This is a genomic window from Bartonella sp. AA89HNZF (assembly GCF_042196905.1).
GTDB lineage: Bacteria > Pseudomonadota > Alphaproteobacteria > Rhizobiales > Rhizobiaceae > Bartonella.
In genome coordinates, this window is sequence record NZ_JBHIRD010000003.1 from 145,350 (window position 1) to 165,095 (window position 19,746).

At 38.0% G+C, this 19,746-nt stretch carries 28 protein-coding genes and 2 pseudogenes; 3 read left to right on the forward strand and 27 right to left on the reverse strand.

Annotated elements, in window-relative coordinates; genetic code table 11:
* Positions 1 to 31: 31 nt before the first annotated feature.
* From virB9 to ACFIN0_RS02820, 22 genes and pseudogenes are all read right to left on the reverse strand, one after another.
* Entirely contained in the window at positions 32 to 883 is an 852-nt protein-coding gene (gene virB9, locus ACFIN0_RS02715; protein ID WP_375701861.1) for a P-type conjugative transfer protein VirB9, read from the reverse strand.
* 2 nt (positions 884 to 885) lie between these two features.
* On the reverse strand, positions 886 to 1,557 hold the full coding sequence (locus ACFIN0_RS02720; RefSeq protein ID WP_375684449.1) for a virB8 family protein: 672 nt from the start codon (positions 1,555 to 1,557) through the stop codon (positions 886 to 888).
* Positions 1,554 to 1,841, reverse strand: a complete 288-nt coding sequence (locus ACFIN0_RS02725) for a type IV secretion protein VblB7 (protein ID WP_375701862.1) — start codon at positions 1,839 to 1,841, stop codon at positions 1,554 to 1,556. The genes ACFIN0_RS02720 and ACFIN0_RS02725 overlap by 4 nt, the downstream gene beginning before the upstream one ends.
* A gap of 1 nt (position 1,842) precedes the next feature.
* The gene (locus ACFIN0_RS02730; protein WP_375682220.1) at positions 1,843 to 2,784 is read right to left on the reverse strand and encodes a type IV secretion system protein; all 942 of its coding nucleotides are present in this window, start codon (positions 2,782 to 2,784) and stop codon (positions 1,843 to 1,845) included.
* Between the two features lie 36 nt (positions 2,785 to 2,820).
* Positions 2,821 to 3,222 carry an EexN family lipoprotein gene (locus tag ACFIN0_RS02735; RefSeq protein WP_375701863.1) on the reverse strand — a complete coding sequence of 134 codons (402 nt, stop codon included), beginning with the start codon at positions 3,220 to 3,222 and terminating at the stop codon, positions 2,821 to 2,823.
* A gap of 49 nt (positions 3,223 to 3,271) precedes the next feature.
* Complete coding sequence (locus ACFIN0_RS02740) at positions 3,272 to 3,490, reverse strand: hypothetical protein (protein ID WP_375701864.1); 219 nt, start codon at positions 3,488 to 3,490, stop codon at positions 3,272 to 3,274.
* Positions 3,491 to 3,516: 26 nt separating this feature from the next.
* Positions 3,517 to 3,921: an EexN family lipoprotein gene (locus ACFIN0_RS02745; RefSeq protein WP_375701865.1), complete on the reverse strand. Its 405-nt coding sequence runs from the start codon at positions 3,919 to 3,921 to the stop codon at positions 3,517 to 3,519.
* Positions 3,922 to 3,975: 54 nt separating this feature from the next.
* Positions 3,976 to 4,191, reverse strand: a complete 216-nt coding sequence (locus ACFIN0_RS02750; protein ID WP_375701866.1) for a hypothetical protein — start codon at positions 4,189 to 4,191, stop codon at positions 3,976 to 3,978.
* Positions 4,192 to 4,217: 26 nt separating this feature from the next.
* Entirely contained in the window at positions 4,218 to 4,592 is a 375-nt protein-coding gene (locus ACFIN0_RS02755; RefSeq protein ID WP_375701867.1) for an EexN family lipoprotein, read from the reverse strand.
* Positions 4,593 to 4,689: 97 nt separating this feature from the next.
* Positions 4,690 to 4,857 (reverse strand): hypothetical protein, encoded by a 168-nt coding sequence (locus tag ACFIN0_RS02760; RefSeq protein WP_375701868.1) that lies wholly within the window; start codon positions 4,855 to 4,857, stop codon positions 4,690 to 4,692.
* 62 nt (positions 4,858 to 4,919) lie between these two features.
* Complete coding sequence (locus tag ACFIN0_RS02765) at positions 4,920 to 5,219, reverse strand: EexN family lipoprotein (protein ID WP_375701869.1); 300 nt, start codon at positions 5,217 to 5,219, stop codon at positions 4,920 to 4,922.
* 2 nt (positions 5,220 to 5,221) lie between these two features.
* Complete coding sequence (locus tag ACFIN0_RS02770; protein WP_375701870.1) at positions 5,222 to 5,629, reverse strand: EexN family lipoprotein; 408 nt, start codon at positions 5,627 to 5,629, stop codon at positions 5,222 to 5,224.
* 137 nt (positions 5,630 to 5,766) lie between these two features.
* A pseudogene (locus ACFIN0_RS02775) lies at positions 5,767 to 6,078 on the reverse strand (EexN family lipoprotein); the annotation flags it as partial.
* Positions 6,079 to 6,080: 2 nt separating this feature from the next.
* Complete coding sequence (locus tag ACFIN0_RS02780) at positions 6,081 to 6,347, reverse strand: EexN family lipoprotein (RefSeq protein WP_375701871.1); 267 nt, start codon at positions 6,345 to 6,347, stop codon at positions 6,081 to 6,083.
* Between the two features lie 97 nt (positions 6,348 to 6,444).
* Entirely contained in the window at positions 6,445 to 6,612 is a 168-nt protein-coding gene (locus ACFIN0_RS02785) for a hypothetical protein (protein ID WP_375701872.1), read from the reverse strand.
* Between the two features lie 26 nt (positions 6,613 to 6,638).
* Complete coding sequence (locus ACFIN0_RS02790) at positions 6,639 to 7,043, reverse strand: EexN family lipoprotein (RefSeq protein ID WP_375701873.1); 405 nt, start codon at positions 7,041 to 7,043, stop codon at positions 6,639 to 6,641.
* Positions 7,044 to 7,045: 2 nt separating this feature from the next.
* Positions 7,046 to 7,426, reverse strand: a complete 381-nt coding sequence (locus ACFIN0_RS02795) for an EexN family lipoprotein (protein ID WP_375701874.1) — start codon at positions 7,424 to 7,426, stop codon at positions 7,046 to 7,048.
* A 185-nt stretch (positions 7,427 to 7,611) separates the two neighbouring features.
* Positions 7,612 to 7,917 (reverse strand): annotated as a pseudogene (locus ACFIN0_RS02800) (EexN family lipoprotein); the annotation flags it as partial.
* 24 nt (positions 7,918 to 7,941) lie between these two features.
* Positions 7,942 to 8,712, reverse strand: coding sequence for a type IV secretion system protein (locus ACFIN0_RS02805; protein WP_375701875.1), 771 nt, complete (start codon positions 8,710 to 8,712; stop codon positions 7,942 to 7,944).
* On the reverse strand, positions 8,709 to 11,069 hold the full coding sequence (locus ACFIN0_RS02810; protein ID WP_375701876.1) for a VirB4 family type IV secretion/conjugal transfer ATPase: 2,361 nt from the start codon (positions 11,067 to 11,069) through the stop codon (positions 8,709 to 8,711). The genes ACFIN0_RS02805 and ACFIN0_RS02810 overlap by 4 nt, the downstream gene beginning before the upstream one ends.
* A complete protein-coding gene (locus ACFIN0_RS02815) occupies positions 11,069 to 11,392 on the reverse strand; it encodes a type IV secretion system protein VirB3 (RefSeq protein WP_375701877.1) in 324 nt (107 codons plus the stop codon). Before ACFIN0_RS02815 ends, ACFIN0_RS02810 begins: the two co-directional genes overlap by 1 nt.
* A 27-nt stretch (positions 11,393 to 11,419) precedes the next feature.
* Positions 11,420 to 11,770, reverse strand: coding sequence for a TrbC/VirB2 family protein (locus ACFIN0_RS02820; RefSeq protein ID WP_375701878.1), 351 nt, complete (start codon positions 11,768 to 11,770; stop codon positions 11,420 to 11,422).
* Between the two features lie 159 nt (positions 11,771 to 11,929).
* Between ACFIN0_RS02820 and ACFIN0_RS02825 the strand changes: the two genes are divergently transcribed.
* A complete protein-coding gene (locus ACFIN0_RS02825; protein WP_375701879.1) occupies positions 11,930 to 12,676 on the forward strand; it encodes a nuclease in 747 nt (248 codons plus the stop codon).
* A 719-nt stretch (positions 12,677 to 13,395) separates the two neighbouring features.
* Here ACFIN0_RS02825 and ACFIN0_RS02830 read toward each other — a convergent pair.
* The 4 genes from ACFIN0_RS02830 to ACFIN0_RS02845 all read right to left on the reverse strand — a co-directional run bounded on the left by ACFIN0_RS02830 (position 13,396) and on the right by ACFIN0_RS02845 (position 15,675).
* A complete protein-coding gene (locus ACFIN0_RS02830; protein ID WP_375610246.1) occupies positions 13,396 to 13,560 on the reverse strand; it encodes a hypothetical protein in 165 nt (54 codons plus the stop codon).
* Between the two features lie 433 nt (positions 13,561 to 13,993).
* Positions 13,994 to 14,320 (reverse strand): hypothetical protein, encoded by a 327-nt coding sequence (locus tag ACFIN0_RS02835; RefSeq protein ID WP_375701880.1) that lies wholly within the window; start codon positions 14,318 to 14,320, stop codon positions 13,994 to 13,996.
* A 581-nt stretch (positions 14,321 to 14,901) separates the two neighbouring features.
* Positions 14,902 to 15,345, reverse strand: a complete 444-nt coding sequence (locus ACFIN0_RS02840) for a hypothetical protein (protein WP_375610244.1) — start codon at positions 15,343 to 15,345, stop codon at positions 14,902 to 14,904.
* A gap of 3 nt (positions 15,346 to 15,348) precedes the next feature.
* Positions 15,349 to 15,675, reverse strand: coding sequence for a YqjD family protein (locus ACFIN0_RS02845; RefSeq protein WP_375606507.1), 327 nt, complete (start codon positions 15,673 to 15,675; stop codon positions 15,349 to 15,351).
* Positions 15,676 to 16,692: 1,017 nt separating this feature from the next.
* On the opposite strand from ACFIN0_RS02845, the gene ACFIN0_RS02850 reads away from it, so the two are divergent.
* Complete coding sequence (locus ACFIN0_RS02850) at positions 16,693 to 17,595, forward strand: MotA/TolQ/ExbB proton channel family protein (protein WP_375610243.1); 903 nt, start codon at positions 16,693 to 16,695, stop codon at positions 17,593 to 17,595.
* The gene (locus ACFIN0_RS02855) at positions 17,592 to 18,170 is read left to right on the forward strand and encodes a biopolymer transporter ExbD (protein WP_375701881.1); all 579 of its coding nucleotides are present in this window, start codon (positions 17,592 to 17,594) and stop codon (positions 18,168 to 18,170) included. The genes ACFIN0_RS02850 and ACFIN0_RS02855 overlap by 4 nt, the downstream gene beginning before the upstream one ends.
* 347 nt (positions 18,171 to 18,517) lie before the next feature.
* On the opposite strand, the gene ACFIN0_RS02860 is transcribed toward ACFIN0_RS02855, so the two are convergent.
* A complete protein-coding gene (locus ACFIN0_RS02860) occupies positions 18,518 to 19,561 on the reverse strand; it encodes a tyrosine-type recombinase/integrase (RefSeq protein ID WP_375701882.1) in 1,044 nt (347 codons plus the stop codon).
* Between the last annotated feature and the right edge of the window lie 185 nt (positions 19,562 to 19,746).

Below are 19,746 nucleotides of genomic sequence, written 5' to 3' on the forward strand. Positions count from 1 at the left end.
TCATGTGTTGTCCCCTTTAATTCCCGCTTATTTAAAGATCTGATGCAATTTTACGTTCAACAGATGGTGAGGTGGTTCCGGTTTCTGGATTAACGCCTTTGGGTTGGTAGGCTTCATTAAAGACGCATAGGACATTTTTTCCCTGTCTTAGGGTGAAGCGTGCGCTAATGGCATGGACAATCACCATGTTGCCTCTTGTGGTTTTGGGAACCAGTGATTCTGTACCGTCATTGCTGACAATATAAATGGCAGGGATTTCTTGGTTGTCGGGAAATGTAAATGTTGTTGTTTTGCCATTGTCATAAACAGAGGAGGGTTCAAGAGTGATAGAGCCTTGAGCGGTGTAAGCCCAATTGCGTGGTCCATAGGTTTCAGAAGCGTTGAAGATACCATCAATCTGTTGGGATTGTTTTTTTTCTTGTCGCATAAGTGCTGCAAGTCTTCTTTGTTCTGCTTCCTCTTGTGGATAGCGGAATTTCACAAGGAAATATGTTTCTTGTCCAGAGGAAATTTCTCCATCTTTAATGATGAGTTCAAATTGATAAGAGCGCTTTGAGCCATCAAGCTTTGTGGTGACGACTTGGAGATTGGTAATGGGTTGGACTTCCCGCGCTTTAAGGAAAAGAATATTGCCAGCGGGGGCGACTTCCCATGCAACGCTGTTGCCAATTGCCACATGGGCAATTTCTTCATTGGGAGAAAATTCTATTTGTACCGATGAGCGTATGGAGCCAATAATTTTTGTGACATTATAAGCATCATAGTTGATAAAGCGAATGCGGCTATCGCTTGGCGCACGGGTGGGAAAAATACTGGCATGGCTAGGCGTTAAAGAAAGGGTAATAGCGATGTTAAGAATGAAAAAAAGAATTTTTTTTGTCATGATCAGTTGACCACTTCCGGATCGGTTCTATATTCACTAACAATAAACCCTAGAGGATTTATCAAACGGTTTTGGACAGAGATAGGGGCATTGATGTATTCAAAGGTAAGTGTTGCAACCCAGTGGGTGATGAATTCTTTGTTGTTGTCGTTGTCGTGAATGGTTCTGTAGTAACGCACTTGGGCAACATCGTCATTGATAAAGGAGATTGATTTTATTGTTATTGTAACGGCGGCGTGTTTATAGAGAATTTGAGGACTTTGGGGATTTCTTGCTCCATACCAGCTGGCAAATCTTTCCTGTTCTTCTGAAGAAGAGAGGAGGGAGACGGTTTGGAAGTTGTGTTGTGTTTCTTCTGTGGTGAAGCCTTCACGGGAGCGGACATATTTTGCGGCAAAGTAGCGTGTGATTGCTTCGTCGACATTGGTGGGACCTTCTTTTAAGGCTTCCACAACTTCGACAATGCCGGTTGAATTGTCCACACGGATGACAAAAGGTTCCACGGTTTTAAGGGGTGTGAGGGTGATGACCGCGAGAGAAGACATTATTGCAACAGCAACTGCGATGCCGGCAATGGCAAGTGAGACGCGGGTGGTGCGGCGTGAGGCGAGCATGCGATCTTGATCAAACGAGCGCGCTTCAGCAATGTATTGTTCTATGTCTTTTTCTTTCATGCTTTTTGCCCGCAATTTTTGTAAGATTTGATTTCTTCATCCGTTAATTTTTGTGCCAGAAGCGTTTCCAGCTTGCCTTCTTTTAGGGTTGAAGGGGTGTTGTTACTGATGATAATGGGCGTGGGCGTGGGTTTTTTCCCTTCCCAATTCCACATTGATCTGTTGAGTGGACGTTTAGAATATCCATCACACTTTGGGAGTGACTTCAGTGTGTTTGGTGAAGACATACAGCCACTGAGAAAGAGAAATGGTAAGATAATCCCAATTTTTTTAAATTCCCGCATTTTAACTTAGACCTTTTTTTAATAGTGATGTTAATTTTTTAACGCCCTTCGCTATCGTGTTGGCTGTTGCTTTAGCAGCTTTACCTGTTAGTTGAGCCGTTGTTTTAGCAACTGGTCCTGATCCTGTAAGAGAAGCCCCCCCAGAGGCTAAAGCTGATGCGATATCAGGGAGTCTGAGGAAAAGAAAAATACCACCAAGACCAACAACCAAGAATTGAATTAAAGTAGTGAAGATATTGTCAATACCTCTTGAAAAAACGTTCATTGAAATGTTAACATATAAACCACCAAGCAGCACGACTAACACATATAAAATGATGAAGTTTGCAACTTGCCCTAACCATGCTTCTGTGAATTTTCTGGTTGAGGAAAACATATAGAGGCTTATGAAGAGTGGTCCTATTGATAGGACAAGAAATGATCCCAGTTTAGCAAATAATGAAACAACAAAACCGACTAGACAAAAAAAGGCAGCAACTACTAGGCAGATAAAACCAGCAATCCATGTCGCAATAAACATCCCCATTTGAGTCAGACCCGTGTACTGGTTTGCTGCGTCCAAAACCTGTGCTCCAGCTTGGTTCATCATATTATCCCATACATTTCGATCCACATGTGCTCCTTGTGTGACATTTGCAATGGCATTCGGCAGATCATGGAAAAATATACCACTGACCCACTCATTATAAAGAGCAGCGTTTGTAGCAAGTGCAACAATGATGCCCAGTTTGAAAGTTGTCGCTATAAACTCCCACAGTGGCATGGAAGAACGCCCATAGATGATATTGTAGCCCATAAATATAATATAGATTGTACAAGACAGCTTAAGCGGAGCACTTAAAGACGATGAGAGATTGTGAATGACTTTACCCATTGTCTCTGTGAGGGGCTCCATTAACATATCATCTATATCAGTAAATATGCCTTTGGTTATTATTGCCATTTAGATGCTCCACTCTTCATTGTATATTTTTATAATTTAATTGTTATTTTGTTCTTCTGCCGCGCGCTCTTTCGCTCTTCGTTCTTCCTCAGCACGCTCTTTTGCTCTTTGTTCAGCAAGGAATTTTTGATTCTCTTCTCTCATTTTTTTAATTCTGGCTCTCATTTCAGCTTTCAATTTTTCCATTGATTTGCGATTTTCTTCGTCAATTTTACGACTTCTTTCTGCTGCTTTTGCTTCATACTCTTTCTGAAGTTCTAAAAATGCTAACCGCATGTTTTCACAATTTTTTGAAGTTCCTGCAAATCCACATTTCGCATCCCACTCGAAGCGTAAATTTTTATCTTTTTTAAATTCTGCGACGCTATAGGTTTTTTCACATCCAGCTGTGATGAGCCCTGTGCAAAGTAGCAATGTTGTTATGAGAACTTTATTCATCAATATTTCCCCTTTTTCCTTTCAGTTTTACAAGTTTTGAGCACAATTTTTAAATTATGCTATGTTCTGGTTTTTTATAACCAGTGATGATAAATCTAGGGCAGCGACATAATGTTGCCATAAATCTATTGTATAGTCTGTAAGGTTCTTTAAGTTGAGCAGCTAAAGCGCAATAGCGATGTGTAATGGTGCTATCCATTATTTTTGTAAGGGGATCCATCAACATATTGTCTATCTTAGTGAATATGCCTTTGCTTTCTACTGCCATTTAGATGCTCCGCTTTTCATTATGTCTTAATGGTTATTTTGTTGTTCTTCTGCCGCGCGCTCTTTTGCTCTTCGTTCTTCTTCAGCGCGTGTTTCCGCTCTTTGTTTTTCGAGTATTTTTTGAGTCTCAGCCTCCCTTTTTTCAAGTCTGGCTTTTTGTTTCGCCATAAATTCTTCATATCTTTTGCGATTTTCTTCTGCAATTTTACGACTTCTTTCTGCTTCTTTTGCTTCATATTCTTTCTGAAGTTCTAAAAATGCTAACCGCATGTTTTCACAATTTTTTGAAGTTCCTGCAAATCCACATTTCGCATCCCACTCGAAGCGTAAATTTTTATCTTTTTTAAATTCTGCGACGCTATAGGTTTTTTCACATCCAGCTGTGATGAGCCCTGTGCAAAGTAGCAATGTTGTTATGAGAACTTTATTCATCAATATTTCCCCTTTTTCCTTTCAGTTTTACAAGTTTTGAGCACAATTTTTAAATTATGCTTGTGTTATCGGTTTTTTATAACCAGTGATGATAAATCTAGGGCACGGACATAATCTTGCCATAAATCTATTGTATAGTCTGTAAGGTTCTTTAAGTTGAGCAGCTAAAGCGCAATAGTGATGTGCAATGGTGCTATCCATTGTCCCTGTAAGGGGCTCCATTACGGTATTATCTATCCAAGTAAATATACCTCTGGTTTCTATTGCCATTTAGATGCTCCGCTCTTCATTATGTCTTAATTATTATTCTGTTGTTCTTCTTCCGCGCGCTCTTTTGCTTTTTGTTCAGCAAGGAATTTTTGATTCTCTTCTCTCATTTTTTTTAGTCTGGCTCTCATTTCAGCCATATCTTTTTCATCTCTTTTGCGATTGTTCTCTTCCGCTTGACGCTCTCTTTCTGCTGCTTGTGCCTGACGTTCCTTATCAAGTTCTAAAAATGCTAACCGCATGTTTTCACAATTCTTTGAAGTTCCTGCAAATCCACATCTAGCATCCCACTCTAAGCGTAAATTTTTATCTTTTTTAAATTCTGCGACGCTATAGGTTTTTTCACAGCCAGCAGCGATAATTCCAGTGCCAAGTAGCAATGTTGTTATGAGAACTTTATTCATCGATATTTCCCCTTCTTTCTTTCAGTTTTACAAGGTTTGAGCACAATCTTTAAATTATGCTTGTGTTATCGGTTTTTTATAACCAGTGATGATAAATCTAGAGCACAAACATAATGTTGCCATAAATATAGAGTGCACGAAGATTTTTAAGTTGAGCAGCTAAAGCGCAATAGTGATGTGTAATGGTGCTATCCATTGTCCTTGTAAGGGAATGCATTAACATATTGTCGATATAAGAAAATATGCCTTTGCTTTCTACTGCCATTGTTTTCCTCCGCTCCTTATCGTACGGGTTTCGCGTTCCATACTAAGTTGAATTTTTATGCTTTAATTACTGTCCTCTTTCTTTTCAGATTGTTCTTTCGTTTTTTGTTTATCGTCATTTGTACGATATTTATTTAGATATTTTTGAAAGGATTCTTTACCAAGTTCGTCTATTGCTTTTCCTAAGTTTTCACAATTTTGAGGAGATTCTGTTTCAGAAGGTTTTTTCCACATACATTTAGGTGTCCACTCATTGCGTAATTTTTTATCTTTTTTAAATTCTGCGACGCTATAGGTTTTTTCACATCCAGCTGTGATGAGCCCAGTGCAAAGTAGCAATGTTGTTATGAGAACTTTATTCATGATTAATGACTGTCCTGTTGTTGTTTAGCTTTAGCGCGCTCTTCTGCTTCTCGTTCGGCTTGTTCTTTTGCTTTTTGTTCTTCTTCAGCTTGCCTTTTTTGATATTCAGCTTCTCTTTTTTCAAGATCGGACATTATTTTAGCTCTAGCTTTTTTTAATGCTTCATGAAGGTTCTCTTCCGCTTGACGCTCTCTTTCTGCTGCTTTTGCTTCATATTCTTTTTGAAGTTCTAAAAATGCTAACCGCATGTTTTCACAATTTTTTGAAGTTCCTGCAAATCCACATTTAGCATCCCACTCTAGGCGTAATTTTTCATCTTTTTTAAATTCAGCGACGCTATAGGTTTTTTCACAACCAGCTGTGATGAGCCCTGTGCAAAGTAGCAATGTTGTTATGACGATTTTCTTCATGGCGTGCTCCAGATCTTATCTATTCTTTTCTGATCCTCTTTAATTCTAGCTCGCCATTCAGCGTCTTCTTTAATTCTCCGTTTTTCAGCTTCAGCTTCCCATTTTTCAATTCGTTCTTCTTCAGCGCGTCGCTTTGCTTCTTGTTCTGCTTTCCATTTTTCATGTTCAGCTTTTCTTTTAGCTTCTTCTTCTTTTTGCTTTTTTTCCCATTCTTCTCTACGTTTACGGTTTTCTTCTTCAGCCTTTTTCCTGCGTTCTGCCGCAAGTTCGTGATCGGCTACTCTTACATTTTCACAATTTTTTGAAGTTCCTGACCATCCACATCTCACAGCCCATTCTTCAAATAATTTTTTATCTTTTTTAAATTCTGCGACGCTATAGGTTTTTTCACAACCAGCCGTGATGAGCCCTGTGCAAAGCAGCAATGTTGTTATGATGATCTTGTTCATGATTAATGACTGTCCTGTTTCTTTTCAGATTCTTGTTTATCGTCATTTGTTGAGCCAAAGCCTCTCCAATTTTTACGGTTTTCAAATTCAGCTTGCTCTGCATTTTTACAATTTTTCGAATTCAAATCCCCTGACGTCAAACATTTCACTAATACTTCTTCCATCAGTTTTTTATTTTTTTTAAGTTCTTCTACGCTGTAGGTTTTTTCACATCCAGCTGTGATGAGCCCTGTGCAAAGTAGCAATGTTGTTATGAGAACTTTATTCATCAATATTTCCCCTTTTTCCTTTCAGTTTTTAAAGTTTGAGCACAATCTTTAAATTATGCTTGTGTTATCGGTTGTTTTACAACCAGTGATGATAAATCTAGGGCACAGACATAATGTTGCCATAAATATAGAGTGCACGAAGATTTTTAAGTTGAGCAGCTAAAGCGCAATAGTGATGTGTAATGGCGCTATCCATTGTCTCTGTAATTGGCTTCATTAACATATCATCTATATCAGTAAATACGCCTTTCGTTATTATTGCCATTGAGATGCTCCGCTCTTCATTATGTCTTAATGGTTATTTTGTTGTTCTTCTGCCGCGCGCTCTTTTGCTCTTCGTTCTTCTTCAGCGCGTGTTTCCGCTCTTTGTTTTTCGAGTATTTTTTGAGTCTCAGCTCTCATTTTTTCAAGATCAGCTTTTTGTTTCGCCATAAATTCTTCATATCTTTTGCGATTGTTCTCTTCCGCTTGACGCTCTCTTTCTGCTGCTTGTGCCTGACGTTCCTTATCAAGTTCTAAAAATGCTAACCGCATGTTTTCACAATTTTTTGAAGTTCCTGCAAATCCACATTTCGCATCCCACTCTAGGCGTAATTTTTCATCTTTTTTAAATTCTGCGACGCTATAGGTTTTTTCACAACCAGCTATGATGAGCCCAGTGCCAAGTAGCAATGTTGTTATGAGAACTTTATTCATGATTAATGACTGTCCTGTTGTTGTTTAGCGCGCTCTTTTGCTTCTTGTTCTTCTTCAGCACGTCGCTTTGCTCTTTGTTCTTCTAATTTTTTTTGAGTATTAGCTTCCATTTTTTCAATCCAAGCTTTTTGTTCAGCTTGAAACTTTTCATCTATTTTGCGATTTTCTTCTTCAACTTTTGCCTGACGTTCTTTCTCAAGTTCAGCGCCTGCTACTCTTAGGTTTTCACAATTTTTTGAAGTTCCTATCCCTCCACATCTCGTGACCCATTCATCAAATAATTTTGGATTTTTTTTAAATTCAGCGACGCTATAGGTTTTTTCACATCCAGCTGTGATGAGCCCTGTGCAAAGTAGCAATGTTGTTATGAGAACTTTATTCATTATTTATTGTCCTGTTGTTGTTTAGCTTTAGCGCGCTCTTCTGCTTCTCGTTCGGCTTTTTCTTCAGCTTCAGATAATTTACGGAGATTCTCGTCTATTTCTCGCTGTAGTTTTTCAAGATAAGCGCGTCCTTTAGCTTCATTTTCAGCTCTCCGTTTTTCATATTCAGCTGCCCGTTTTCCAGCTTCGGCTTCCCATTTTTCACGTTCAGCTTTTCTTTTAGCTTCTTCTTCTTTTTGCTTTTTTTCCCATTCTTCTCTACGTTTACGGTTTTCTTCTTCAGCCTTTTTCCTGCGTTCTGCCGCAAGTTCGTGATCGGCTACTCTTACATTTTCACAATTTTTTGAAGTTCCTGACCATCCACATCTCACAGCCCATTCTTCAAATAATTTTTTATCTTTTTTAAATTCTTCTACGCTGTAGGTTTTTTCACAACCAGCCGTGATCAGCCCTGTGCAAAGTAGCAATGTTGTTATGATGATCTTGTTCATATTCAATCCCCTCTTTTTTACTCTTTATTGACCACGCATTTTTTGGGCCAAAGCTTTGGTTCGTGCTTTAAATTCTTCCATTTCACGTCTTTCTGCCGCTTTTTCTTCTGCTTGTTGAATCATCATGGCGGCTTGCATTTGGAGTATTTTTGCTTGCAGGTCTGCTTGTACCGCTGCTAATTGTGCTTGAATGCCTTGAATTTTACCCGCATCTTTAGTACTTCCAAGTTCATCAAGGAGCTTGTTAATGTTTTTTTGTGTTTCACTGGCTTCTTCGTAGACGTCTTGGCCTTTTGCCGCTTCTCCTACTACGCGCTGTTCAGCTTTTTTCACTTCTTGTGCGTAAAAAGCATCTACTGCCTCTTTTGAGTCTGCGCCGCCTGCGGGCTCTTTGTATAAGAGTTCTTCTTGCCATTTTTGCGTGTTTTTGCTGCCACCGCCGCCGCCACCGCCACCGCCACTGCCCATCGATTGTTGAAAGTGGTTAAAATCTGAAGGAAGGGCGCCACTGCTCCCTTGCTTGTTAAACATGTCTTTCAATCCCGAAATGTCAGGCTTGACATTTAGGGAGTTATATAATTGTTTCGCTTGATCGAGTTGGCTCTTTAATTGCTCAAGCTGTTGTGCACCTTGTTGAACTTGTTCTTGCAATTTGTTAAGTTGTTGCATGCTGTTCCGAATTTGTTCTCCCATGTTAGCAGCAGCTGTGGGATCAAATACCACGATGGCAAAGGCATTTGTTTGAAAGCCAAATGAAGCTGCATAGACGGCTGTTGCCAATAAAAGTTTTTTCATTGTTTTGACCTTTCTTGAAAAATAGGAAGCCATTTTTCTGGAGATTGTCCAACTTCATCCATAATGGTCTCTAAAAGTTCAATATTCTTGGTGGTGCCACTTAAAATGGCTATTTCATCATCAAAGCCCCGTAAGTTCAGTTCTGCGACAACTGAACTTTGTCCTTGCTTGATGAGAAAACGCCGTGACTCACGGCTTAATTCTGATTGTATCAGGTTAAATTCTCTATCTGATAATTTAAACCCTTCTACATAATCCCCATGATTGCCCTTTTGATTGGGAAAATAAATCTGTGTGGGGCATTGCTCTATAATGGTGTGGGCAATGGTCGAATTGATCGCATCTTTGGGAGATTGCGTTGCAAACAACATCAAACCATTTTGTTTACGGATAGTTTTCAGCCTGTCTTGCGCAAAGGCTTTAAAGGAATCATCTTCTAAGGCTTTCCAAAACTCATCAATGACAATGATAATACGACGCCCATCAATCAAAGACAAAATTCTATGAAAAAGATACATCATCAAGGGTGGACGAATTTCATTATTGTCTAAAAAATCCGTCATGTCATAACCAATAAATTTTGCATCAATGCCAATGTCATCATCAGGATTGTCAAAAACCCACCCTAAGGCATTGCCTTTACACCATCTCTCTAAACGACCCGCTATCCCCTCTCTATGCGTGGTGTCAAAAAACATTTGTAAGGCCGATATTGTCCGTTGTTCTTTGGGTAATAAGGCAAGTTGGTCAACAGCAGCAGAAATATCTTGTCTTTCTGATTCACTGATCTTTTGATCTTCAGAAGAAACAAGCTTGATAATCCATTGCCGTAAAAAAACTCTATCTGCTGGATTGTTATAATCTAACCCCTTAAGCGGCGCTATGCCTGTTGGTTTACCATTCTTCAAAGGCATATAAGTGCCACCACCAGCCCTCACAAAAAGTTCTGCTCCGCGATCTTTATCAAAAAAGACCATATTGGGATCATGCTTTTGAAGTTGCGCTAAAAGAAAATTAACAATAACCGTTTTCCCAGAACCAGAGGGACCACAAACAAACGTATTGCCTAAATCTCCAAAGTGAAAGTTAAAATAAAATGGTGAACCAGCAGAGGTCTTCATTAGTGCGACCGCTGGTCCCCATACATTGCCATCTATTTTCCCAACCGGAAAGGAATGAAATGGAGAAAGCGCTGCATAATTGCGACTTGTTATCGCACCAGAACGCGTGCGATAAGCATAATTGCCAGGCAATTGTGCCCACCAAGCTGCTGCTAACCCTAAGTCTTCCCGCGCAATGACAGCCCCACCATCTGTAAGACGAGAACGCGCTTTGGCAAGATTATCCGCTAACTCTTGCGGCGTATCAGCAAAAACTGCCAATGATAAATGATGCTCCCCTAAAACAAAACGATTGGATTCAAGATCATCAAGCGCATCATCCAGTTCCATAATTTGTGAACCTGCTCGATCTCCTGCATTGACCATTTGATTCTGTTTGCGCCCCATAATTTGCTTGGCAGCATTTTTGCTCTTGAAAACAAAAGATTGGGTGAAAATAAACTCAAAGGGAAGGGTGAGCAAACCATCCGCCATGCCTACCCTGGTTTTTGCTGGATATTCTTTCCAGCCAAACATGCCCGCAAATCTCTGTCCTGACTCAGTGCGTATTTCTATGATCTCTTTCCCGAAAATAAGACGGTCTGAGTAAATAGTCGAAGCTATCGTCCCCCATGTGAGAGGGATACGTTCACGACGACCTCCCACCAATTGGTGGATAAACTCACTTTGCTGCGAATAAATATTACCTTCATGTTCATAAAGGCTCAGTCTTTTTGCACCATAGCGCTCTAAATTTTGAATAAGATCTGTGGTAATATCTTCAAGCTTGCGAATGGACTCTGCATCAACTTCTGTCTTTTCTTGCTTGGCTTTGCCTAAACGTTTGAAAAACTCCACTAATTTATCCGTTTGATCAACGTGTGGATTCCACAAAATCGAAAGATAAAGATCATTGCGATAAAGCTCCTGAGAAACCATCCGCTCGCGATATTTATCATCTAATTGCTTGGCAAATGTCGATCTAAAAGTCCCGTCCGGATAAATCGTTTCACGCTTTCTGATAATATGGCTATAAAGCGCTATCCGTTCATCCGCTATGTTTTTAAACAGATTGTTGAGCTGTTCGTGAAGCACATTCAGATCAATAATATCCGCTGTCTCAAAGTTAATCCCTTCAAGTTTAATAACGCTCATGAGAGCGCGTGAATCCAACGCAATGATATGCTTGTTAACATGGCGCACGTAAGGGATAATCGCCTCTGGCTGCTTTTCACGCTTGCGCTCTGTTGTTTTCATTATAATTCCTCATAATTACGAATTAATCGTAATGGAGAAATACTTCCCCCACCCCATAGACTAGAGTTTCTGGCAAAAATAGATGTCTTTTGCCATGTCAGAAGAATACGAAATTTATTATGGTCATGCTTTAGGATTTCCTTGAATATGAAATGCATCATCACACCAAAGGTGATAAGAAAAATATTGCCTGTCATAATAAACAACATCATCGTTCCTATCCCATTTAATCCCATAGCTTCCACCGTCACGCCTGCGATCATTGCAGGGCGTGTGCAAGCAAGAAATAGCGTATCTTCTGTTAGCTTTTCGTGCTTTTTCATGGCTTTGAAAGGCTAAAGTTAAGCGAATTAAGACATAAACATTGATGCGATTTGTGGTGCACCAAAAACAATGCCGATGCCAACACAAACAAAGAAAGCTTTACGCATTTCAACATAACCAGCAATCCAGGCAAGCCCAATACCAGCAACCGAAATGGTGGCAATCGATTTTGCAATGTTTCCTGTTAAAGCTTTGACTAATTTATCAAGAGCAGTTTCAATTTTTCCGAAGCCGCCATCAGCAAATGCTGGTTCACTCAGTACAATGAAGGCAATAAACAACATCAATGCTGTTGTTAACCATTTCTTTTGTGTATTGGATAAAAGACCTTTTTCTAAGGTTTGTTCACGACTGAGCGAATGATTCATGTTTTTCATGAAAATTCCCCCGCTTTATGTTTAAGTTAATCATAAAATTAATAATTAAAATATTAATCGGGAATCATATAAATGAAAAAAATAAATTTTTCTATCTATAAATTAACAATATTTAATCTTTTCTCAGTTAATGAACAATAAAATATAGTAATATTCAAAATGATACTTTTAAAATGTTTTCGATCAGTGCTTAAATATCTTATCTTAACGTCTATTATTATTTTTGCTGTAATCTTTTATTTGAATCAGCATACTGAAAAATTTATGCAATCTTCTTTTTTTAAAGGACCAGAAAAAACAATAGAAACCACTGTTCAAAATCCAAAGTTAAAATTGACCGATTACAAAAACCAACACGATGTAAACCAACAAGATGCGGCTTTGCACCCAGAACCATTCGCATCACAATTTTATGAAGAAAATGTACCAGTCTATTCCGGTGTTATACAGGTAACGAGTGGTGTTACCTTTAAAATGATCACGCTCGTAGATGAGGGATGGAGAAAAAAGATCGTCCGCAATATTCGACTATATGGTGTGGAATCCTGTGAAACACGACAGTTTGCCTCACGCAATGGAATTAAGTGGCCATGTGGTGCTTTCGTCACCGCGTGGCTTGTCTCAAAAACAATTGATAAAAATGTTATGTGTCGGCAAGCACGTGTCGTTCAACAGGTTCATTATGCACAATGTTTTGTTGACGGGGTTGATCTTGCACAGTTGGGGCTGACAGAAGGGTTGATGGTTTTGACAAAAGATCAGCATAATTTCCCATCACCCGCAGACTATAAAACTCTACAATCTGCGGCTCAAAAAGCAAAAAGAGGCTTGTGGTCAAGCAAATTTGAAACACCTGAAGATTGGCGAAGAGATCATGGAAGCTATAATCCCATTGACCATTATTGATAAAGCGTCCTCTTAAGCGCTATTTAATTTTAATGAAGACAATACTCTACTGCGAATCTTATCAGAAAAAAGTTAATTATAATCCACACGGTCCTTGGTGGACAACGCTCGTTATGGAAATTTGTTGGGTTTAAAATATCCTTATAGGTTGTTTACTACAGTGCTATGGGAGAGCGCGTTTCCTTGGCTATACGTCATTTCGTTTTGCTTTTTAAATGAAAAGCTCTTCGCTTCTCAAACTCTTAATAATCGCACCCCAAAATCATGACATCAAACCTGCATTTAAATGAGAAGGCTAAAAGCCTTAAGTTTTAAAGGCTGGGAAATTCTGTAAAAGCGTATCGGTAGGCGCACGTGTGCCCCTTATCAATAACCAAAAGGCTTATCTTGTTCTTTTCTCACGCGGCTTTGAGATCATGATTAAAGAGAAAGCTTATAGGGGGATAAGTCAAAAGAAAGTGATGAAAATAATAAGGTATTTTAAGTGATATATATTTGAAAATATTATAAAAAAGACAAGAAAAGATAATAAATGGGTATTTTGTTATATAAATACTTAGCGTTAAGCGGATAGGTTATGAAAAGCCTTTCCAAAGTTTTTAAAACTGATTGTCTTCATACGTGTTAAAGTGTACAATGACGTTGTCGGGTGTGAGTTACACAAAATACTCTTTTAGTTAGAGATTGATAACTCACATTTTATTGTCGTAGGGTATTTTTTAAAATGCATGATCACGATCTGTAGAGGTTAATTCTTCATCAAAAAACTTTTTAGCTTGTTCTTCTTGTTGGGCTCTACGTTTTTCCTCTTCACTTTTACCACAACCTGTAATATTCAATCCTATAGTCAATAGAGCCAAGCATATTAAAATAAATTTTTTCATTTTTCCCCTCTTTAAAAATTATATGTATTAATCTCATCAATTATATCGGAATACAGATTTAATTATCGTGATCTTTTGTTTTTTATTAGTATTGTTAATAGGAAAATACGTGAACAGTTTATTGTAAATATCTTATAAGTTTATCATAATAAAAAATGAGAAGGAAAGAGCCAAAACCTAATATAAACGAACAAATTGTAATGTTTATTAGTGCTTTTGACCAACCTATTGATAATATCATAATAGGAATTGTAAATAATCCCAAAAAAACCATAATCACTATAAGGCTTAGTATCAATCTTAAAGGACCACGAAGCCATAAAAGCAAAAGGACGAGCGCCTCTTTGCTTATTTGTGATTTTGACATTATTTCCCCCTCACGCGCTTAAATCAAGATGCTCCATAATATACACAGTACGATAAATGATACAAGTTATTTTGTTATAAAATCTTCAAGATCTGTTTGATGTTCAACGGATGAAATATCCGGTTTGGTAGAAGATAATTCTATTTGATATTCTTTCATAAAAGCAACTTTTTCTTCTTTGAATAACAGAATAGGATTCACCCAGTATTGATTAGGCAATTTTGGTTTCAAAATTCCTTTTTGTATAAGTTCTCTTAAACCGTTGTGAAAAGTTTTGTCGACCATATCGCGCTTTTTTCCATTTATACCCCCATCAAACCAAATTAAGGTAACGCTGCTGGGGTCTTCGTTTGTTGATTTATTAGATTGATATTCTTCTAAAACTATTATCAAAGCACGATGTCCTGTACGAGATAAATTAAAAATTGCTTGAATGCCATCAGCAAATATTTCTATAAAATTTTCTTTATTTGTTTTTTCTGTGACGTGAATTATAGGTACAACCTCTATTTTATCAGTATCAGAATTGATAAATTTTTGTTGTGTAATGGACGTTTTTACAACTTTCTTATCTGTAAAAATTTCAGATTTTTTGAAAAAAGAATTTTCATACGGGGAATATTTTTGCTTTATAAATTCAAATCGATGACGTGACCTTTGGTTCTGAAAAAAGCTTATGAAAATATAGAGAAAGGCAGAAACGGAACATCATTTCCTTCAAAAAACAATAAATGGCTTCGAATTAAACTAGGACTTCTAATGCAAGCATTGCCTTATGTTGTTATGTTCATGAAAAATGGGTTGCAATCTGAAAGAGAGTGTAGCGGTTCTATGGAATTTTTATTCAAAATGAAGGGGATTTCTTTTCAGGCACTTGAAGAAGCTAAAGAGACTATGAGGAAAAAAATGTGCTTTCTTTTGTTATAAAAGAAAGCACATTGAGGGGGGGATTTAGAGTGACAGTTTTACATATTTTACTCGGAAAAGCGGTCTTTTTTATCTTTTTTCCACAAAAAATAAGTTGCAAGTCCGAGAATGGGAACACTCAATTTGGCAAAAGGGAGATGTTGACTGAGAGCTGCAAGGCTGGAAACAGTTGCATCTGTCATCAGTTTGTGGCGTTGTTCTTCTGTCTTTTTTTGTTGGTCATAGCGTTGATAAGTTTTGAGAACGCGACTGATAATAAGACCTAATCCCGCAAGAGAAAGACAAATTAAAAACATGATACTAGCGGCAGCAAGAGGCTTCATAACAGAACATAACGCAATAAAACCGATGGTACATAAAAAAAGCAAAGACATGAAGAATGAAATGCCAATAAACCCATAAAAAATTGCTTGAAGGCGTACTTGCTTGACTGTGCTTTTAAGCCCTCCACCGACAAGATGGTTTAAAAGAGGAGCGATAAACTTATGCATTGCTTAACGACGTAGTAATTGAGAAAGAATAAAACCAACCCCTGCGGCAAACAAAACGCTTTTGCCAGGATTTTTGCGAACGCATTGATTCATGGTTTGTTCAAGATCACTGATTTTGTCTTTTGCTTGAGACATCATGTCTTCACCACTTTCTTTCGCTGAGTGATATAGTTTTTCCGCTTTGTCTTTGGCGGCGTTGAATTTGTTTGCACCAAGATCTGTTAGGGTTGAGGTAATCCCTGAAATTTCAGTGCGTAACTTTTCTAATTGTCCTTGTAGGTCTTTTTCTACGGCTGTTTTATCGTGCTGTGTTGTTTTATTATGGGCCATGATATTTTATCCCTCTTGATTCATTATATTTGTATTGATGTGTTCATAGTGATCATTTGCATTGGAGTGAAAATTTTCACTGCTTGAGTAACGCCAAAAGCTTTTTTTGGTTCCTTTCATTTTGTCGAATTTAAAACTGTTTTTGATAAAATAAATCTTTCCTATACGATATGCTCTGTCTGTAAAGGGGGCGTATTTGTTGAGAATTGTCTTATATGCTTTTATGCTTTTGCAGGAATTTAGCACCATTCTTCAGTTTCTCGTGGCGCAGTTTTTTTTATAAAAGTTTTTTAAAAGTGTGCTGAGGTTTATTTTTTAAGCTTGTGACAGGTAAAAAACATCGTTGTTGCGATTTTGCGGCAGAAGTAATGTCATTTTTATGCTTTTGAAGAAGAAAAAGAAAATAATATTGCGGCTTTTTGCTCTCTATGTATTTGGGGGCAACACCCGCTCCCCATGATACTTTTGGTCAGTTTAAGATATTGCGATAGTTCTTTTTTAAAAACGTAAGGTATATTTTTATTTTAGGATAGGAGAGGGACTTCAGTGTAGGGGTTGTTAGAGATGTGCATATCCTTTTCTTCAAGAGTTTTATGATATTTTTGCTGCTTGTTTCATGTAAGCAAATATTTTGTTGGCTTTAAAAGAGCTGCTGAAATGAGAAAAGCTTTGCGATATGAGAGATTTATTTGACAGGAACGATGATAAATTATTCTTATAAATTAAAATATTATATGCGATACTTCTTGTAAATTTATCATTTTGCCTAATTTATGCAATAAATTGATTGGGTAAGATAAACTTGTTGAATTGTTAGAGAAAAATTTCTTGAGTAATTTCTTTAGAATTAAGAGAGAGCTTATGAAATAAAACTATACTTGATTTATCAAGTTTTATTTCTTAAGAGAAATACAAAAGTGACGTTAAAAGGGTCGTGGCATTGTGGAACAGTGATGCTATGCGGGGTGACGATCCAGCTCATAAATAAAGATAAGAGCACAAGAATGTGAGATAAAAATGGAATCTGAAACAGTCCCTTTAGATAAAACAGTCCCTTTAGATAATATGTCTTCTGTATTGACAGTGCATGATTTTTCTCCTTTTTCTATGTTTATGGCTGCTGATTGGGTGGTGAAAGCCGTTATCATTATTTTGTTACTTGCTTCACTTATGTCTTGGACAATTGCTTTTGTGAAAATTGTCGAGATCACTTTGGTAAAACGAAGAGTACGTCATGAACTTCAATTGGTTCTAAATGCTCAGACTCTTACGCGTTTGGCAGCTAGCTTGAAAGAAAGCAAAGGAGCTGGTGTATTTTTTCTCAAAGAAGTTCTTAAAGAGGTGTATCTTTCTGCACAACAGGTTCATTTTTCTGCTCCTGAAGGGATAAACGAAAGCTCTGGTGAAAAAAACAGTACAGGGGAAAGTGCACAAACGATTGAAGATATTCTCTTTTATGAGGAGAGCAATCAATATGAAGATGTTTCCCGCGATGTTCGCGATGTTAAGGTTCGTGATGTTCATGAAGGTTTAAAAGAAAGGGTTCATTCACTTTTGTCACGCTGCTTGCTGGCTGCTACACGCCGTGTTGCATGTGGAAGCGCTGTTCTTGCAACTATTGGCGCAATTGCTCCTTTTGTTGGTCTTTTTGCAACTGTTTGGGGAATTATGAATTCTTTTATTGGGATTGCTCAGTCTCAAACAACGCGACTTGATGTGGTGGCGCCTGGAATTGCTGAAGCCTTATTCGCAACGGCTGTTGGGCTTTTTGTGGCTATTCCCGCCGTTGTTATGTATAATAGCCTTATGCGTGCTTTGAGTGGTTATCGCAGTGATTTAGGCGATATCGCTGCTGCTCTTGAAAGGCTCTTGAGCCGTGAACTTGATAGACAAAGACAACAGAAAAGTCATAAAAAATGAAAGCAAGCCTTAATAATGATTGGGATATAGACGAGAGTGGGTTGCAAAGCGAAATCAATGTGACCCCTTTTATTGATGTTGTATTGGTGTTGCTTATTGTTTTTATGGTTGCAGCGCCTTTGGCAACGTCTGTCATTTCCGTTCAGCTTCCTTCTATAACTCAAGCACCTTCAGTGGTTCAGTCTGATGAACCTCTTTATGTTACGTTGCAAAAAGATCGTTCTCTTTACATTGGTGATCGTCTTGTAGAACAAGCAGCTTTGAGAGAAGCTTTGTTGAGGGAAACTACGCAAAATTTAGAGGCAAAAATTTTAATCAAAGCGGATAGCGAAATTGATTATGGTACTGTCATCGATTTACTCAATCAAATACGTATGGCTGGATATAATAAAATTGGTCTTGTAGGATTGCAAAACTCTACCAATCTTGTCTCAAGAGGTGAGATCAATAATAAAACAACAGGGGTAGAGGACGCTGCTGTCGATGGAGCGGGTGGTAACGTTGTAGGGCATGTGGATGCTGTAACAACGAGCACTGCGGGAAACGCTAATATTCCAGCCGATGTCTCTGATTAGTGATAAAAACAGCCTTTGTTGCGGGAAGAAAAGAATATTATTCAAAGCCATAGAGTGAAATTGATGAGGATTTTGTCGTGGTTTTGTTAAACCAAATACGTATGGGTTTGATATTACGCAGGGGGTTCATATATTGAATCGGTTTTTTTAGGATTAAACTCTACTCATCTTGCCGCAAAAGGTATAATCAAGAAAACAGCAGAGGCGATAGTTGTGTATCTTAATACATCTTAAAGCCTTTTTTGCGGCGGTGTTCATAAATGGTATATAAAAAGCAAGTAAAATAAAATAGTTATGTCTAATATGGGGGAATAGGTGAATCTTGATTCTATTGAGTTTTTTTGCCTCTATCCCTCATCTTTTTGAAGCTTTTTTATCGCCTCTATAGCTAACCTTTTGCGATCTGCGCTCTTTGTGTAAAGAGATGCCATAGCATCATTTGTCCAGCCAAAAATTGCTTTGAGTTGTGATACTGTTGCACCAGAGTTAGCTGCGCGTGTTGCGGCTAATTTCCTTAATCCATGCGCCGATTTTTTAATTCCAGCCGCATTACAAGCGTCTCTAAATGTATCGCCAAAGCTTTCTTTGGAGAGTTTTTGATTAGTTTTACTACAGATGAATGTTTCTACTCCAATAGGACCAGCTTCAAGCGTTTTGGCTAATTCCGGTAAAATAGGTAGAAAGACATCTGTTTGGAATTTACTTTTCTCTGTTTTGAGATGAATAATATTGTCTTTGACATCTTTCCAGCCAATGCGAACCGCATCACCACGACGTAAGCCCGTATACAAAAGGACATCAATCCAGACACGTTCATGGGTACCATGGGACCATCTTTGATAATATTTCTCAACATCTTCTTCTGTCCAAACAGGAAAGCCGCTTTTATTTTTAAGAGGAGGTTTTTTGACGCCTAAAGCTGGATTATTTTCCAAAAGACCTTGATCAATTGCCCAATTAAAAAGTCCATTAAGGGCTTTCAGAAAGTTTCTAGCCATTGCTGGTGTTTCTTTGCGCCGTTCAACACCGGCTATGATATGTTTCTTTTCAATTGCTTGGTATGGAATATTTCCTATGGAGTCGCATATCTTCATAAGAATGTATTCTTTTTGTTTCTTTGTAGTATTAGAGTAGCTATGCCAATTAGAGCTGTTAAAGTATTGTTTAAGCAGCCATGCAAATGAACCTTCAACAAGTTTACCAGTTTTTGATTTAGGAAGTATAAGCCCTTGTAACTCGGCAAGTGCGCTTTTGTAGTTATCAACAAACTCTTGCGTTCCATAGGTACCGCGTATTCTAATGCGTGGTCCATGACCAATACGTACATACCATACGATTTTGCCATGTTGGGTAATTTGTTTAACGAGATGAGGAGGGCGTGGTTTTGGCATGATCAATTTTACATCTTAGAGAGTGCGATTTCGTAATATTCATTCTTTGACAAATCTAAAAGTTTGTCTGGGTGTGCTGTTGAGTTTGGTATTGGAATATCTGCTTTCAGATAGATAAGCAGTTCACCGGTAGGTTTGATTTCTATGAGTTCGCATTTTTGCTTTTTTGCTTCTCTTAAAGCTCG

Bases quoted from the DNA above. Each gene is read 5' to 3' on its own strand.
- virB9 (WP_375701861.1), bottom strand. From the start codon at position 883: ATGACAAAAAAAATTCTTTTTTTCATTCTTAACATCGCTATTACCCTT.
- ACFIN0_RS02720 (WP_375684449.1), bottom strand. From the start codon at position 1,557: ATGAAAGAAAAAGACATAGAACAATACATTGCTGAAGCGCGCTCGTTT.
- ACFIN0_RS02725 (WP_375701862.1), bottom strand. From the start codon at position 1,841: ATGCGGGAATTTAAAAAAATTGGGATTATCTTACCATTTCTCTTTCTC.
- ACFIN0_RS02730 (WP_375682220.1), bottom strand. From the start codon at position 2,784: ATGGCAATAATAACCAAAGGCATATTTACTGATATAGATGATATGTTA.
- ACFIN0_RS02735 (WP_375701863.1), bottom strand. From the start codon at position 3,222: ATGAATAAAGTTCTCATAACAACATTGCTACTTTGCACAGGGCTCATC.
- ACFIN0_RS02740 (WP_375701864.1), bottom strand. From the start codon at position 3,490: ATGGCAGTAGAAAGCAAAGGCATATTCACTAAGATAGACAATATGTTG.
- ACFIN0_RS02745 (WP_375701865.1), bottom strand. From the start codon at position 3,921: ATGAATAAAGTTCTCATAACAACATTGCTACTTTGCACAGGGCTCATC.
- ACFIN0_RS02750 (WP_375701866.1), bottom strand. From the start codon at position 4,191: ATGGCAATAGAAACCAGAGGTATATTTACTTGGATAGATAATACCGTA.
- ACFIN0_RS02755 (WP_375701867.1), bottom strand. From the start codon at position 4,592: ATGAATAAAGTTCTCATAACAACATTGCTACTTGGCACTGGAATTATC.
- ACFIN0_RS02760 (WP_375701868.1), bottom strand. From the start codon at position 4,857: ATGGCAGTAGAAAGCAAAGGCATATTTTCTTATATCGACAATATGTTA.
- ACFIN0_RS02765 (WP_375701869.1), bottom strand. From the start codon at position 5,219: ATGAATAAAGTTCTCATAACAACATTGCTACTTTGCACTGGGCTCATC.
- ACFIN0_RS02770 (WP_375701870.1), bottom strand. From the start codon at position 5,629: ATGAAGAAAATCGTCATAACAACATTGCTACTTTGCACAGGGCTCATC.
- ACFIN0_RS02780 (WP_375701871.1), bottom strand. From the start codon at position 6,347: ATGAATAAAGTTCTCATAACAACATTGCTACTTTGCACAGGGCTCATC.
- ACFIN0_RS02785 (WP_375701872.1), bottom strand. From the start codon at position 6,612: ATGGCAATAATAACGAAAGGCGTATTTACTGATATAGATGATATGTTA.
- ACFIN0_RS02790 (WP_375701873.1), bottom strand. From the start codon at position 7,043: ATGAATAAAGTTCTCATAACAACATTGCTACTTGGCACTGGGCTCATC.
- ACFIN0_RS02795 (WP_375701874.1), bottom strand. From the start codon at position 7,426: ATGAATAAAGTTCTCATAACAACATTGCTACTTTGCACAGGGCTCATC.
- ACFIN0_RS02805 (WP_375701875.1), bottom strand. From the start codon at position 8,712: ATGAAAAAACTTTTATTGGCAACAGCCGTCTATGCAGCTTCATTTGGC.
- ACFIN0_RS02810 (WP_375701876.1), bottom strand. From the start codon at position 11,069: ATGAAAACAACAGAGCGCAAGCGTGAAAAGCAGCCAGAGGCGATTATC.
- ACFIN0_RS02815 (WP_375701877.1), bottom strand. From the start codon at position 11,392: ATGAAAAAGCACGAAAAGCTAACAGAAGATACGCTATTTCTTGCTTGC.
- ACFIN0_RS02820 (WP_375701878.1), bottom strand. From the start codon at position 11,770: ATGAAAAACATGAATCATTCGCTCAGTCGTGAACAAACCTTAGAAAAA.
- ACFIN0_RS02825 (WP_375701879.1), top strand. From the start codon at position 11,930: ATGATACTTTTAAAATGTTTTCGATCAGTGCTTAAATATCTTATCTTA.
- ACFIN0_RS02830 (WP_375610246.1), bottom strand. From the start codon at position 13,560: ATGAAAAAATTTATTTTAATATGCTTGGCTCTATTGACTATAGGATTG.
- ACFIN0_RS02840 (WP_375610244.1), bottom strand. From the start codon at position 15,345: ATGCATAAGTTTATCGCTCCTCTTTTAAACCATCTTGTCGGTGGAGGG.
- ACFIN0_RS02845 (WP_375606507.1), bottom strand. From the start codon at position 15,675: ATGGCCCATAATAAAACAACACAGCACGATAAAACAGCCGTAGAAAAA.
- ACFIN0_RS02850 (WP_375610243.1), top strand. From the start codon at position 16,693: ATGGAATCTGAAACAGTCCCTTTAGATAAAACAGTCCCTTTAGATAAT.
- ACFIN0_RS02855 (WP_375701881.1), top strand. From the start codon at position 17,592: ATGAAAGCAAGCCTTAATAATGATTGGGATATAGACGAGAGTGGGTTG.
- ACFIN0_RS02860 (WP_375701882.1), bottom strand. From the start codon at position 19,561: ATGCCAAAACCACGCCCTCCTCATCTCGTTAAACAAATTACCCAACAT.